Genomic DNA, 14,767 nt, shown 5'->3' with positions numbered 1-14,767 from the left:
TCGAGAAAGCGAAGGAGCTGTGGCCCCGCCCTTCGTGCAATACGGGCCTTTAGGAGAGGAGACGTCAATGTCGAAATCGTTCAGCGCATTCGGCCTTGCTGTGGGTGCCGTGGTGCTCACCTGTCTGCCGGCCGCAGCGCAAACCAAGGTCACCAACGAGGGCATCTCGGCAACCGAGATCGTCATCGGCACTCACCAGGACCTGTCAGGCCCGATCAAGGGGTGGGGCGTTCCGGTCGCGAACGGCATGAAGATGGCGGCCGAGGAGATCAATGCGGCCGGCGGAATTCACGGCCGTAAGATCCGGCTGGTCGTCGAGGACAGCGGCTACGATCCGAAGAAGGCCGTGCTGGCCTCGCAAAAGCTGATCGAGCGCGACAAGATTTTCGCGATGGTGGGGCCGATGGGATCGCCGACGGTGCTCGCCGCGCAAGACATCCTGTTCGATGCCGGTGTCCTGCAACTGTTCCCGCTGACGGCGGCCGAATTCACCTTCAAGTTCGACCCGGCCAAGCCGCAGGAGCGTTTGAAGTTCAACAATCTGCTGCCCTATGTCGAGAGCACGCGGGCTGCGGTGAAATACATGATCGAGTGGAAGGGCTTCAAGAAGCCCTGCATCATGCATCAGGACGACGAGTACGGTAAGAACGTGCTCGACGGCTTCAACCAGCAGCTCACCGCCATGAAGGCGCAGCCGGCCTCGATCACGAGCTACAAGCGCGGCGCCTCCGATTTCAGCGCGCAGATCGCCAAGATGAAGTCAGATGGCTGCGACCTCGTCGTGCTCGGCACCGTGCTGCGCGAGACCATCGGGGCGATGACCGAAGCCAAGAAGCTCGGCTGGGACGTCACCTTCCTCGGGGCCACCCCCACGAACGTGATGGAGGTTCCTGCACTGGGCAAGGACGCCGTCGAGGGTCTCTATGCCGCCAGCGGCTTCGAGATCCCTTATGAGGACACCGCCAAGGGCAAGGTGAAGGATTGGCTCGTCAACTACAAGAAGATGTTCAACGCCGACGCCAACACGCAAGCCATCATCGGCTACAATGCCATGATGACTTTTGCGTTCTATGCCAACAAGGCCGGCAAGGATCTCACCGGGCAGAAGATGCTCGATGCGCTCGAGTCGGGCGAGAAATTCCTCGACATCTTCAACTCGCCGCCCACCAAGTTCTCCAAGACCGACCACCTCGCCAACACCATCACCCAGGTGCAGCAGGTCAAGGGCGGCCGCTGGGTCCTGGTGAAGGACAATCTGATGTTCTGATGCGGGCTCTCTTGCGTCGAGCTCAGTGCACCCTCTCCCCTTGTGGGAGAGGGTGGATCGCCGCGAAGCGGCGAGCCGGGTGAGGGGTCTCTATCCTTCACGCACGTCTTGCGTGCGGAGAGAACCCCTCATCCGGCGCGCTTGCGCGCGCCACTTTCTCCCACAAGGGGAGAAGGAAGAGAGAACCCTACGATCCTCCGCCCGCGGTGCCCGAATTCACCGGGGCGAGCTCGTCTTCCCGGCAGCGCCAGCCGTCGGCGGCTTTAACGAAGGCGAAGGTTCGCTGGACCCTCAGCCGGCGCGTGACGTTGAAGACGTCTGCTGGGCGCGTCTTGTTGCCGGCTCCCTGCTGCGGCCGACCCGTCGTGGCGTCCCAGCAGGTGCCGGTGCAGATGGAGGCGATCCTGCTGCACACGGTGAAGGGAGCGAGCACGGCCATTTCGATTTCGCCCGTGACCTGTGCCTCCTGGTCGGTCACCTGGCTGTCGAGCGCATAGACGCGGTTGATGCGCAGGAAGTTGCCGCAGGAATTGGCCGCATGAATCCGCGCGGCGCAGAAATCGACGGCGTCGGCGTCGGGAATGCGGGCCGCGACCTGCCGGCCGAACACTTTTTTGGGATCGCCCTTCGCGGCGCGGATTTCATCTGTCTTGCGCTTCAAATGGTCGGCGAGACAGTCCTCCGCGGATTCCAGCTCCTGCAGCGGCACGTTCTCCTTGCCGACCAGATTGCATTTGCGGTCGCGCTCGCGCGTCCACCGTCCATATTCGGCGAAGGCAAAGCGTGCCGCAGTCGGGTCCAATTTGCCGATCAGGCCGAGCACCTGGCCGTTGAGCTCGGTTTCGGCAAGCGTCAGCGAGGGGTCTGCGCAGATCACCGCGCCCGCAGCAGTGTTGGCCGCAAGGCAGTCGAAATCCGGATCGCGAACGATCGCGGCGCGCTCCTCGGTGACCTTGAGCAGGCACGCCTTGACGGTCTCGAATTGGTCGGGGCGGATCGCGGTCTGGCCGACGATGCCGCAGCTGAGGTTGCGTTGGCGGACCCAGATCGCATTCTCCTCGATAGCGGGCAGGCGATCCGGCAGGCGGGCGAGCCGCTCCTCGATCGCGATGCTCAGCTTCTCGGCGGCGGCGGCAAGCGCGGCATCACCGCAGAACAATTGGTTGCCGGGGTCGCGAATCGGCTGGCAGTTGTTCCTGGCAAACAGCGGCAGCCTGTCGGCGATCGCGCGGTCGGATTGCGCGGACGCGGGCACCGCCGGCAATGCCAGCAGCGCAAGCACAGACAGCACGATGAATCGCATTCCAAGTCGCCCCCGCACGGAAGGCGCCATGCTAGCGTCTGGTCTTGCGCGGTGAAATGGGTTTGTGGGGACGAGCAGTGGAAGGTCTGTAGCCCGGATGGAGCGCAAGCTTAATCCGGGGCCGGTGCGAGTGGTAAGAGTCTCGGATTTTGCTGCGCTCTATCCAGCTACGAACAAATCAACGTGCCTCGGCGGCCGCCATCGAGACCTGCACCGGCTCGTCGACATATTTCAGCACTGCCGACTGGTGGAGCACGAACAGTGGCTGATAGCTCCGCGTCGCGTCATCCTTGACCATCGCCATGCGGCGATTGTCCAGCATCAGCCATTGCCCGTCGAGCTTTGCCGCGGCAATTGCGTGCGCCTCGCCGGCCCTGACGTCTCGCACCACAACGATGCGGAGGTCCTCAGAGGCAATTCCCGCCAGCCGCAACGCGGCCAGCTTGGCGATGGCATAGTCCTCGCAATCGCCGGTCCCGCGCGCGAAGGTCGAAAGCGGCGAGCTCCAGACGTCGTCGGTGCCATCATTGGCGGCATGGATGGCGAGATTGATGGCGCGGTTGACCTCGCCGAGCCGCGCGCGACCGTCGCGGGCGCGGGCGTGGTCGACTATGGCGAGCAGCTCGAGCGCTGCCGGTGAAGCGCAATTGTCCCGGTCGCCGTCGCACAGCGCGAGCTGCACCATCTCGTCGTCGAGCTTGTCCTTCAGCACGGACCATCTCTGCTGCAGGCTACCGGACGAGATGGCGAAGGCGAACACGCCGAACGGTTCGGCGGATTTGCGCACTAGGACGCCGGCGCCGGGCGACAGCAGCGTGCCGGCGCGAAGCTCGGCGGCCGATCCGAGCAGGATCAAGCCGCACATGACAAGGATTGCGCGCCAGGCGCGCGAGCGAGCAGCGGTCTCCATCTGACATCCCCTTCCCAGGCTTCACGAGATCCCCCTCGATCTCGACGTGCCGGGCTTTGTTGCTTTCGCGGAGATAGTGCGAGACGGGCCGTTTTGTTCTGCTTAACGCGCCCGGCAGGGGTTCCAAAACCGGGTGACAGGCTGAAATGGGCCTACCGAAATTGCGTAAAATTTTACGATTCGCCGGCTAGGAGGTGTCGCGTTGCCGCGAAATGGAGCCAATTGCAGACACAGGTTGTGGCAGTGCCGAATCTGGGTCCTATGGCTAACAACCCCCATTTCATGGGGTTCTGTTAGATAGGTCACAGATTTAACTCCGTATTTGCCGCAGGATGCTGCGGGAGCTCGCGAAGGAAAGATGATGAAAGTATCTGCTTCGTAACTATACAGCAGGTTACTTTGGATGACTGGAAATGCGTGGAAACAGGCCGAATTCGACATACGAATATTTGAGGAATTACTTTCACTCCTCTGTCGCGGCGCCACGCCGTGGGGCCTCCCGGGGCCAAGTGATGCGAAATCACACAAGCAATAGATGGTATCGCTAAGGACTTGCTAATGCTATGCAAGCTTAGGCGGTCGATACTTACTTAAATTTTAACCCTTTTTACGGTGCCCGGTTGAATTACGCTGGCCAATTTGACGGCGCGATTTCTTTGGACGGCCAGGGTTCCCGCTCGCCCGTCGGGGCAAATATCGATTCTTTTACCGCAAAGGCGAACGGTCACGCGCCCGACGGCGCGTTCGTCGTTCCCGACCCCAATCTGATCTTCAACGGCGAGTTCAAGCGTGCCGGGCTCGACCTTGTGCTGTCCCACGACGGTCATGAGTTCGTCGTTCACGATTATTTCAGGGGCGACAAGCGCGCCGCGCTCGCTTCGCCCGACGGCGCCCACCTCAGCGGCGACGTCGTCAACGCCCTCACCGGCCATGTCCAGGTTGCCCAGGCCGCGCCCGGTGCCGGTGCGGGCCAGGTCATCGGTCACGTCACCAAGCTCGTGGGAAGCGCGACCGCGATCCGCAACGGCGTCTCGGTCATCCTGAACAATGGCGACAACGTCGAGAAGGGCGACGTGGTCTCGACCGGCGCCGACTCGACGCTCGGCATCACCTTCATTGACGGCACCGTGTTCGGCCTGTCCTCCAACGCGCGGATGGTGCTGAACGAGATGGTCTACGACCCCAACGGGTCGAACAATTCCTCGCTGCTCAGCCTCGTCGCGGGCACCATCACCTTCGTCGCCGGCGAAACCGCCAAGCGCGGCGACATGAAGGTCGACACGCCCGTCGCCACCATGGGCATCCGCGGCACGGCGGTGCTGACCCAGATCAACTTCGTCGTTCCCGCCGGCGGCGGCGATCCGCAGCCGCAGGCGAGCTTCCAGGTGCTGGTCGAGCCGAACGGCACGACCGGCTCCTACATCCTGTTCGACAAGGTCACGCTGCTGCCGATCGCGACGGTCAACCAGGCCGGCCAGATGATCCAGATCAGCGGCGGCAACGTCTCGATCACCAATGCACTGATGTCGCCGGAGGTGCAGAAGCTGATCACGGACGTGTTCACGCTGAAGTTCACCGACAACAACACCAACACTAAGCTGACCACGAACTACACCGATACGATCACGCCGTTCGGCTATGAGGTGTTGCTCAAATCGTCGTCCGGCCCTAGCGCCACCGCAACATTCGTCAATCTCAATCCGCAGGGATCGGAGACGCCCACCACCTCCACGCCGCTCATCGTACGCATTCCCGGCCAGCCGATCGCGCAGAGCTTCGACGCGAGCGGCAACGTGAAGACGGCGTTCGCGTTGACGGAGCGTGCGGACACGACCGGCGACACGCGCGCCGACACGATTTCCGGCGTGATCAGGTTCGTCGATCAGAACCTCGGCGACCGGCCGACGGTGAGCATCAGCCTCGCCGAGGCGCCGAACTACGTGTACAAAACCGCGGGCCAGAACGACGTCACCGGCTCCCTCTCGGAGCTCCAGAAGCAGGGCATCGCGGCGACGCAGATCCAGATCAGCGTCGTCCCCGACCCCGCCAACAACAACAACGGCTCGGCGGTCTGGACCTACACGATCCCCGACCACGTTTTCGACTTCCTCGCGGCCGGCGAAACCCTGACGCTGACCTACATGGTCCGCGTCGACACCAATTTCACGGTGAACCCCGAGTCCAGGTTCATCCCGATCACCATCACGATCACGGGAACGAACGACAAGCCTACCGTTGCGACGTCAGGCGGCACCGTCATCGAACAGGTCGGGACCGGCAACGAGGCGCTGGACATCATCACGGGCACGGTCACCTTCACCGACGTCGATCTGACGGACCGGCCGATCGTGAGCGCGGCGCTCTCATCCGTCGAGCCGTTCAAATATCTCGATGCCGAAGGCAACGATATCACTGCGTCCCTGACGCCGGAGCAACTCGCGGCGATCGCTGCCGTCAAAGTGCCGCTGACCGTGGTTCAGGGTGCCGGAAACAGCAACAACGGCACGGCCACCTGGACCTACAGCGTTCCCGACCATCTCTTCGACTTCCTGGCCGAGGACGAGAAGCTGATCCTCAACTACGTGGTGCAGGTCGATGACGGGCACGGCGGCGTCGTCAGCACGCCGATCACCGTGTCCATCGACGGTGCGGACGTCAATGTCGAGGGCACCAACGACGTGCCGACGATCGTCGAGGACTCGACGACGCCCACCGGAGAAGTGACAGAGGATACGGCGGCAATCCTGACGGCGAACGGCACCGTCGCCTTCAACGACCCCGATCTCACGGATACGCACACTGCCAGTTACGTCCTGCAGTCGACGACGTCGAACGCGCATCTGCCCGGCTTCGGCAGCGGCACCTCGCATATCGGGACCTTCGCGCTGACCGCGGTGAGCGAGAATCCGGGTGTCAGCACGCGCGGATCAGTGGGTTGGACCTTCACGCTCAACGACAACGATCCGGTGCTGCAGTCGCTGGCCGAAGGCCAGACCATCACCCAAGTCTACACCGTGACCGTCGACGACCATCACGGTGGCACCGTCACCCGGGACGTCACGGTCACCATCACCGGCACCAATGACACGCCGACCATCACGAGTGATGCAGACGCTGCAAAGGGCAGCGTCACCGAGGATGCCTGCGCGACGCTGTCGATCGAGGGCACGCTCGCGATTCAGGATCTCGATCTGATCGACACCCACACCGCGCAGGCCGCATTCAAGTCGGCGACGTCGAACGCGCATCTGCCGGGCTTCGATGGTAATGCGCCGCTCGGCACCTTCACGATCGATTGCGAGGTCGCGGAGTTCAACACCGATACCGACAACAGCGCGACGCTGGGCTGGCACTTCAGCCTCGACAACGACAATGCGGTGCTGCAATCGCTGGCGCATGGCCAGACCATCACCCAGGTCTACACCGTCACCTTTACTGACGATCACGGTGCGCAGGTCTCCCAGGACGTCACTGTCACGATCAACGGCGCCAACGACGCGCCGACGATCACGAGCGATCCCGAGGCGGCAACGGGTGCGGTTACCGAGGATGACGGCGCCTCGCTGACGACCAGCGGTACGCTGGCGATCCAGGACGTTGACCTGATCGACACCCATACGGCGCAGGTGCAGTTCAAGTCATCGTCCGTCAGTTCGGCTCTGCCGGGATTCGAGGACGACAGCACGAATATCGGCACCTTCTCCATCGGCGCGGTGTCCGAATCCAACGCCGACACCAGCACCGGCGCGACGCTCGACTGGCACTTCACGCTCGACAACAACGATCCCGTGCTGCAGTCGCTGGCGGAAGGGCAGACCATAACTCAGGTCTACACCGTCACCTTCAAGGACAATCACAACGCGACTGTCACGCAAGACGTCACCGTCACCATCACCGGCACCAACGATGCGCCGACCGTCTCCTATGTGACGTCCGACTACATGAACTTCGACGGTGCGACCATCGCGGTCGGCGACGTACCGACGGTCGCCACCGACGACGTGACGCTGGACGGCTGGGTGAACTGGAACGGAGACGCTGCCTCCGCCAGCCAGGTCTTGTTCTACAATGGCAATACCTCGACCACCGGTTTCGGCCTCATGGGCACTGTCATCAGCGGCAAGCTGGAGATCGCGATTCTCGAGGGCGGCGTCGAGATCCAGGATACCGGCTTCGCGCTTACTGCGGGGCAATGGCATAACCTCGCCTTGACGCGTGACGACGGCATCTTCACGCTTTATGTCGATGGCAACGCCGTCTATTCCCACAGTGGCGGCGTCAACGCGATCGCTGGCGCTCAGGAGCCGTCCTACATGATGATTGGAGCGGCGAGCGGCAGGTACGCTCCGGGCTTCGGTACGCAAGGCTTCACCGGCTCGATCGCCGATGTCAGCGTCTGGACCACCGCACTCACGCAGGCGCAAATCCAGTCGTACGACTTCACCGCGCTCACCGGCAACGAGGCCAATCTGGCCGCCTATTATACGCTTGGCGACGGCAGCGGGAGCACGGCCTCCAACACGGTCAACCCAACCAAGAGCCTCGCCATTGAAGGTGATGCGGATTGGGCCAGCGGGACCTCCGGGCCGGGCGGCGCATTTGCCGATCTGATGGAGACCAATGGCGGCCAGCTCTCGCATGGCGTGCTGGCGGTCTCCGACGTCGACGCGACCGATCACGTCACGGTATCGGTCGATGCGGTGCAGGTTAAGCTCGACAACGTGTTGCAAACGGGCAGCGTCGGCGGGCTGTCGCATGCCGATCTCCTGAACTATCTGACCGTGCCGTCCGGCGACATTCTCAACGGCACGGCGACCCACGCCCAGTTTACCTGGCAATTCAACTCGGCCGGCCAGGCCTTCGACTTCCTCGCCGCCGGTCAGACGCTATCGCTGCAATACACCATCGTTCCGTCGGATGCTCAGGGCTTTGGAACTAGCGCGGTCGTGACCATCAACATCACCGGCACGAACGACGCACCGACGCTGTCCGATCTCCACATCGGCCCGCTCACGGACACCGCTGACGACGACACCTTCTCCAATCTCACCGGGCAACTGGCGGGGACCGACGCCGACAGCGGTGAGACGGCGCCGCTGACCTATGCCGTCCTCAATTCAGATCACCAGGCGGCCACGACGGTCGCGGGACTCTACGGCTCGCTGACGGTCAATTCCAACGGCAGCTACAGCTACGTTCCGAATGATGCTGCGATCAATGCGTTGGCGGACGGATCGTATGTCGATACGTTCACGGTCCAGACCACGGATATCCATGGTGCGACCGACACGGCAACGCTCAAGGTGAACGTGACCGGTGCGGACGACGGTGCGGGCCCGGTCATCAACACCGAGAGCTTCCAGGTCGAGCACATCACCGAGAACAGCAACGAGATCATTACCGACCTCGTCGTCATGGACGCCGATCCCGGCGCTGCGACGGACACTTTCACGGTCACGCTGTCGACCGCGAATCCGGACGTCAGCCTCGCAAGTGTTTATCCGACGACCGGCACGCTCGAGCAGATCAACACCGCCCTCGCGCAAGGCGCGGGCATCGTCTACGAGCCGACCGGCGCTGATCCCGAGGCGGGACTGCCCGCCACCGATCAGATCACGCTGACCGTTGCCGATTCGGCGGGCCGCTCGGACACGGTGAACTTCATCTTCGTCGAAGGAGCCGAGAGCCAGGGCATGACCCTGCAAGGTACCGCCGGCAAGGACGTCATTTTCGCGACCGAGTCGAGTGATACGCTGATCGGCGGCAGTGCCAAGGATCAGTTCGTATTCGCACCGGCCTCGTCGCAGGATTCGGTTCAGCACACCGTGAATGATTTCGAGTACGGCCTCGACAAGCTCGACCTGCGGCAGTTCAGCGGCATCAGCTCCTTGAACGACCTTGCCCCGACCGCCGCGCAGGATGGCGGCACGTTGCTTACGCTGGATAGCCACGAGACGATCCTGCTCAAGGGTGTCGCCGTCGCGAATCTCCAGTCCAGCGATTTCATCTTCGGCACTCACGTCGGCTAGTGGAAGCAGGCGGCGCTTCCGGTTTGCACCTCGACCGCGGCAAAAAATCCATAATCCTCAGCACTCGGGGAATAGCCAATCGCACGCCGACGCTTCATGATCGGTGCGCCCGGCATGATCTGGGTCAGGAAGTCTGACTGGCATGAAGCGTTTCAAAATCCTGCGGCGGTGGTTTGCGCGGAAGTTTGGCCTTGCGCGGCTGATCTGCCTTGCGCTGCTGGTCTTGTTCGCGGGCGCGCGCCTGTGGGATCCGCCGCCGATCCAGGAATTGCGGCTGCGCACCTTCGACATGTTTCAATTGATCGATCCGCGCGAGAAGGCGGCGCGGCCGGTCGTCATCGTCGATATCGACGACAAGAGCCTCACCAGACTCGGACAGTGGCCGTGGCCGCGCACGCGCATCGCCGACATGGTCCAGAACCTCACCAACAACGGCGCGGTGGCGATCGGCTTCGACATGGTCTTCTCCGAAGCCGACCGGCTCAACCCGGATCAGGTCGCGAGCCAGATGCGCTATCTCGACGACGCGACCCGCGCCAAGCTGCGTGAGCTGCCGAGCAACGATCAGATCCTCGCCGAGGCGATCAAGCGCTCGCACGTCGTGCTGGGCGAGACCGGGCTTCCGGAGGTCTTGTCCGAGCTCGACAAGTCGCTGCCGTTCACGGGGGTTGCAACGGTGGGGGAGGACGGGGCCGAGCGTTTCCTGTTCGAATTCCCCGGCCTGCTCCGCAACGTGCCGGTCATCGAGAGGGCAGCGGCCGGCCGCGGCCTGTTCTCGATCCGGACCGAGCGTGACGGATTGATCCGCCGCGTGCCGATGATCATGCGCGCCCAGGGCAACATCATGCCCTCGCTCAGCCTCGAGATCCTGCGCGTCGTCACGGGCACGCCGACCCTGCTGGTCCGTACCGACAAGACGGGCATCAAGTCGATCCGCCTCAAGGGTTTGGAGGTTCCGACCGACAAGAACGGTCAGCTCTGGGTGCACTATGCCCGCCGGGATCCTTCGATCTACGTCTCCGCGGTCGACGTGCTCGACAATGCGGTGCCGCCCACGAGGTTTGCCGGCAAGCTGGTGCTGGTCGGCACTTCCGCGGGCGGCTTGAACGACATCAAGACCACGCCGGTGTCCCGGGCCATGCCGGGTGTCGAGATCCATGCCCAGGTGTTGGAGGGCGTGCTGAGCCGCGCGGTGATCTCGCAGCCGAACTATGCCCTGGGCGTCGAGCTGATCGCGGCGCTGATCATCGGCCTGCTCGTCATCATCTTCACGCCGAATCTCGGCCCCGTCCGCCTCGTGCTGGTGGGCGCGGCCTTCGCGGCCATCCTGATCGGCGTGTCCTGGTTCTCCTACACGCAGCACCGCTATCTCATCGACTTCACCTATCCGCTGCTGTCGACGACCGCAGTCTACCTGACGCTGATCTTTGCGAGCTTCGTGCGCGAGCAGCGCCAGCGCGTGCAGATCCGCGGGCAATTCGCGCAATACATGTCGCCTGTGCTGGTCGAGCAGCTGGCGCAGTCGCCGGAAAAGCTCGTGCTCGGCGGCGAGGAACGCGAGATGACGATCATGTTCTCCGACGTGCGCGGCTTCACCACGATCTCCGAGAGCTACAAGCACGATCCGCAGGGGCTGATCGAGCTGATGAACCGCTTCCTGACGCCGCTGACCGACGTCATCATCGACCGCAAGGGCTATATCGACAAGTACATGGGCGACGCCATCATGGCGTTCTGGAACGCGCCGCTCGACGACGCCGAGCACGAGATCAACGCCTGCGAAGCCGCGATCCAGATGCTCGAGCAGATCGACGAGGTCAACAAGGAGCGCGAGCAGGAGGCCGCCGACGGCGGCCACGTCTATATCCCGCTCAATGTCGGCATCGGTCTCAACACCGGCATCGGCGTGGTCGGCAACATGGGGTCCGACCTGAAGAAGAACTATTCGGTGCTCGGCGACAGCGTGAACCTGGCCTCGCGCCTCGAGGGCCAGTCGAAGGCATACGGATTTCCGATCATCGTGGGCTCGCGCACGGCACTCGCTGCCAAGGAGAAATTCGCGATCCTCGAGCTCGACTTCATCATGGTCAAGGGCAAGACCGAGCCGGAAGTGATCTACGCCATCGCCGGCCGCGAGGACGTGATGCATTCGGCCGCGTTCCAGCGCCTGCGCAACATCACCATCGAGATGCTCGGCTGCTACCGCAGCCGCGACTGGCAGGGCGCCCTGGATGCCATCGAGCGCGGCCGCAAGAGCGAGGACGCCGACACGCTGGAGAAGCTGTTCAGGCTTTACGAGGCGCGGATCAAGGATTTCCAGATCGATCCGCCGCAGGAGGGCTGGACCGGCGCCTATGCCCTGCTGACCAAGTAGTCGTCACGGTCACCGCTCGTGCAGGGTGGGCAAAACATAGCATGCCTACCATATGCAGGTGCATCGAGGTAAGTATGGTGGTGGGACGGCGCTTGGCGCCTCTGCCCAACCAAAAGAAAAAAGGGCGAGCTGAGTGATGGATGCACAAGTGAGACAGAACGACCGCATCGGGGTGCTCGAAGAGCTCCTCAACGAGCGCTACTCCGTTCGCGCATTTCTCCCCAAGGAGGTCGATCGCGCCACCATCGAGCATGTGCTGGCGACCGCGCAGCGCACGGCGTCCTGGTGCAACAGCCAGCCCTGGCAGGTCATCATCGCCAGCGGCGAGGCCAAGGAGCGCTTTCGCAAGGCGATCTACGCGGAGGCCTCGAAGGGCCTCGGCGATGACTACGACTTCACGCCACCGCGCGAATATGTCGGGGTCTATCTCGATCGCCGCCGCGAGAGCGGCTTCCAGCTCTACAACACGCTCGGCATCGCCCGCGGCGACAAGGCGGCCTATGCCAAGCAGGCGCTGGAGAACTACAATTTCTTCGGCGCACCGCATGTCGCCATCATCCACACCAACGAGCCGCTCGGCATCTACGGTGCGATCGATTGCGGCGCCTATGTCTCCAACTTCGTGCTGGCGGCGCAGGCGCTCGGGCTCGGCACCATTCCGCAGGCCGCGCTGGCGCGGCATTCCGGCCTGATCCGCCGCCACTTCGATCTGCCCGATGACCGCCGTGTCGTCTGCGGCATCTCGTTCGGCTATGCGGACCATGCGCACAAGGTCAACAGCTACCGCACCTCGCGGGCGAGCGTGGCCGAGACCGCAACATTCGTGGATGTGTGATCGCGACGTGAGCCGGACGCATCGCGCGCGAAGACAGCCGTGGAAGCGGCCGTCTTCGTCTCGTTCCGGTGCGATTGACGGCGGCGGTCAGCCGCCGCTGCCGCCGATCACGGCCCGCACGGTCTCGTCAGGCCCAAAATCCTCGGCGCCGTCGACATAGAGCAGCGCGGCGAGCTTCGAGCGGGCGCGGTTCACGCGGCTCTTGATGGTGCCGACTGCGCAGCCGCAGATCGAGGCCGCGTCCTCATAGGAGAAGCCGGACGCGCCGACCAGGATCAAGGCTTCACGCTGATCCTGCGGAAGCTTGTCGAGCGCGGTGCGAAACTCCTCGAATTCGAGGTGCGCATTCTGCGAGGGCTGGGTCTTCAGCGTCTTGGCGTAATTGCCCTCGGCATCTTCGACCTCGCGCCGCCGCTTGCGATAGTCCGACCGGAACAAATTGCGCAGGATCGTGAATAGCCAGGCCGGCAGGTTGGAGCCGGGCTGGAACGAGTCGATGTTGGCGAGCGCACGCAGCAGCGTCTCCTGGACCAAATCGTCGGCGCGGTCCGCATTGCCGCTGAGCGAGATGGCGAAGGCGCGCAGACTGGGCACGGCCGCCAAGATGTCGTTACGCAGGGAGTCCGTGAGAGGCATTAATCCCTCCCATTGTTGTTGTCGTTGGATCCGCCCTCATTTTCTACGTGGGGTGACGCTCCCGGCGCATCAAGCTTCTTGATCAGTTCCGCGAACCGATCCGGAACCCCCTGTCGCACGACATCGTCGTACATGGCGCGCAACTGGTGCCCGATCCGGGATTGAATCTCCGGAGTCAGGCCTCCCTTGCCGGGGGTCGTGCTTCTGCTGGCTTGAGACTTGAGATCTTTCATGACCTGTTCCACGTTTCCCCGAGTTAAGTGACTGTAAAATCGAGAAGTTTTCTCAACCGGGAGCCGTTCCCTGGATAGGCACAATTCCAGCTGCGCCAAAAAGTTCCCAGCTTGGCGGAACTTTTGTTGTCGTGAGGCGTAGACAGCCCAGCAGGGGAACCTGGGCCCCCCGCGTGATGCCTGACCTCAGGATTGGACCTCAAGGTTGGCCCAAAGACGAATGGAGTGGGGATGTCCCGTTCACAGGTAGTTGCTGAACACTTGCCGTTGTTGCGCAGGTACGCGCGGGCTCTGACAGGCAGCCAGGCCTCCGGTGACGCCTATGTCGCCGCCATGTTGGAAGCCATGCTGGGCGATCCGTCGGTGCTCGACGAGAACCATGGGCCCCGGGCCGGCCTGTTCCGGCTCTTCACCCAGATCTGGAATTCAGTCTCGATCAACGATGATGCCGAGGTGACGACCTTGCCGATGCCGCCGGAACGGCGGCTGTCGAACATCACCCCGCTGCCGCGGCAAGCCTTCCTGCTGCTCTCGCTCGAGGGCTTTTCGGAAGAGGAAGTCGCCTTCATTCTCGGCACCGATGTTGCCGAGACGCGCCGTCTTGCGGACGCAGCCGGACGCGAGATGGCCGCCGAGATTGCCACCGACGTGCTGATCATCGAGGACGAGACCTTCATCGCCATGGACCTCGAGAGCCTGGTGAAGAATCTCGGCCACAACGTCGTCGGCGTCGCGCGCACCCATGCCGATGCGGTGGCACTGGCCAAGAACAAGCGGCCGGGGCTGATCCTTGCCGATATCCAGCTTGCCGACGGCTCGTCGGGCCTGGACGCCGTCAACGAGCTCCTGCGCACCTTCGAGGTGCCGGTGGTGTTCATCACGGCCTATCCGGAGCGCTTCCTCACCGGCGAGCGTCCCGAGCCGGCGTTCCTGATCTCAAAGCCGTTCCAGCCCGCGATGGTATCGGCGGTGGCGAGCCAGGCCCTGTTCTTCCAGCGCAACTCGCGCAATCGCACGCCCAAAGCGCCTGCGGCGTAACAAGGCGCCTGCGGCCGTCCCAATAGCGAAGTCCGGCGTGCCCAAGGCACGCCGGATTTTTTTTCATGCCGGCGACCCGCTTGACGGGCGCTGAATTCGCCGCCCATAGCTCATGTAGCAGCTGCGCGTGCGACCACGCCAA

At 63.2% G+C, this 14,767-nt stretch carries 9 protein-coding genes; 5 read left to right on the top strand and 4 right to left on the bottom strand.

Going from position 1 to position 14,767, the window contains the following annotated elements; translation table 11 throughout:
* Positions 1-67: 67 nt before the first annotated feature.
* A complete protein-coding gene (locus N2605_RS30605; protein ID WP_035997612.1) occupies positions 68-1,267 on the top strand; it encodes an ABC transporter substrate-binding protein in 1,200 nt (399 codons plus the stop codon).
* Between the two features lie 187 nt (positions 1,268-1,454).
* Here the strand turns inward: N2605_RS30605 and N2605_RS30600 are convergent, their stop codons facing one another.
* Both N2605_RS30600 and N2605_RS30595 read right to left on the bottom strand, forming a co-directional pair.
* Positions 1,455-2,570 (bottom strand): lysozyme inhibitor LprI family protein, encoded by a 1,116-nt coding sequence (locus tag N2605_RS30600; protein ID WP_035997615.1) that lies wholly within the window; start codon positions 2,568-2,570, stop codon positions 1,455-1,457.
* A gap of 178 nt (positions 2,571-2,748) precedes the next feature.
* Complete coding sequence (locus tag N2605_RS30595) at positions 2,749-3,480, bottom strand: transglutaminase-like cysteine peptidase (protein WP_260344569.1); 732 nt, start codon at positions 3,478-3,480, stop codon at positions 2,749-2,751.
* Positions 3,481-4,100: 620 nt separating this feature from the next.
* Here N2605_RS30595 and N2605_RS30590 point away from each other — a divergent pair.
* From N2605_RS30590 to N2605_RS30580, 3 genes are all read left to right on the top strand, one after another.
* The gene (locus N2605_RS30590; RefSeq protein WP_482151221.1) at positions 4,101-9,509 is read left to right on the top strand and encodes a VCBS domain-containing protein; all 5,409 of its coding nucleotides are present in this window, start codon (positions 4,101-4,103) and stop codon (positions 9,507-9,509) included.
* A gap of 142 nt (positions 9,510-9,651) precedes the next feature.
* The gene (locus N2605_RS30585; protein ID WP_260344566.1) at positions 9,652-11,883 is read left to right on the top strand and encodes a CHASE2 domain-containing protein; all 2,232 of its coding nucleotides are present in this window, start codon (positions 9,652-9,654) and stop codon (positions 11,881-11,883) included.
* A 136-nt stretch (positions 11,884-12,019) separates the two neighbouring features.
* Positions 12,020-12,718 (top strand): nitroreductase, encoded by a 699-nt coding sequence (locus N2605_RS30580; protein WP_035997645.1) that lies wholly within the window; start codon positions 12,020-12,022, stop codon positions 12,716-12,718.
* Positions 12,719-12,805: 87 nt separating this feature from the next.
* Here the strand turns inward: N2605_RS30580 and N2605_RS30575 are convergent, their stop codons facing one another.
* Both N2605_RS30575 and N2605_RS30570 read right to left on the bottom strand, forming a co-directional pair.
* Positions 12,806-13,354 carry a sigma-70 family RNA polymerase sigma factor gene (locus tag N2605_RS30575; RefSeq protein ID WP_018316216.1) on the bottom strand — a complete coding sequence of 183 codons (549 nt, stop codon included), beginning with the start codon at positions 13,352-13,354 and terminating at the stop codon, positions 12,806-12,808.
* Entirely contained in the window at positions 13,354-13,587 is a 234-nt protein-coding gene (locus tag N2605_RS30570) for a NepR family anti-sigma factor (RefSeq protein ID WP_025032292.1), read from the bottom strand. Before N2605_RS30570 ends, N2605_RS30575 begins: the two co-directional genes overlap by 1 nt.
* 231 nt (positions 13,588-13,818) lie before the next feature.
* Here N2605_RS30570 and N2605_RS30565 point away from each other — a divergent pair, with 231 nt between their 5' ends.
* Positions 13,819-14,625: a response regulator gene (locus tag N2605_RS30565; RefSeq protein ID WP_035997648.1), complete on the top strand. Its 807-nt coding sequence runs from the start codon at positions 13,819-13,821 to the stop codon at positions 14,623-14,625.
* The last annotated feature ends 142 nt before the right edge of the window (positions 14,626-14,767 follow it).

This window comes from Bradyrhizobium yuanmingense (genome assembly GCF_025200905.1).
In the GTDB taxonomy this organism is placed as follows: domain Bacteria; phylum Pseudomonadota; class Alphaproteobacteria; order Rhizobiales; family Xanthobacteraceae; genus Bradyrhizobium; species Bradyrhizobium yuanmingense.
This window is presented reverse-complemented; position numbering and strand designations above follow the sequence as displayed.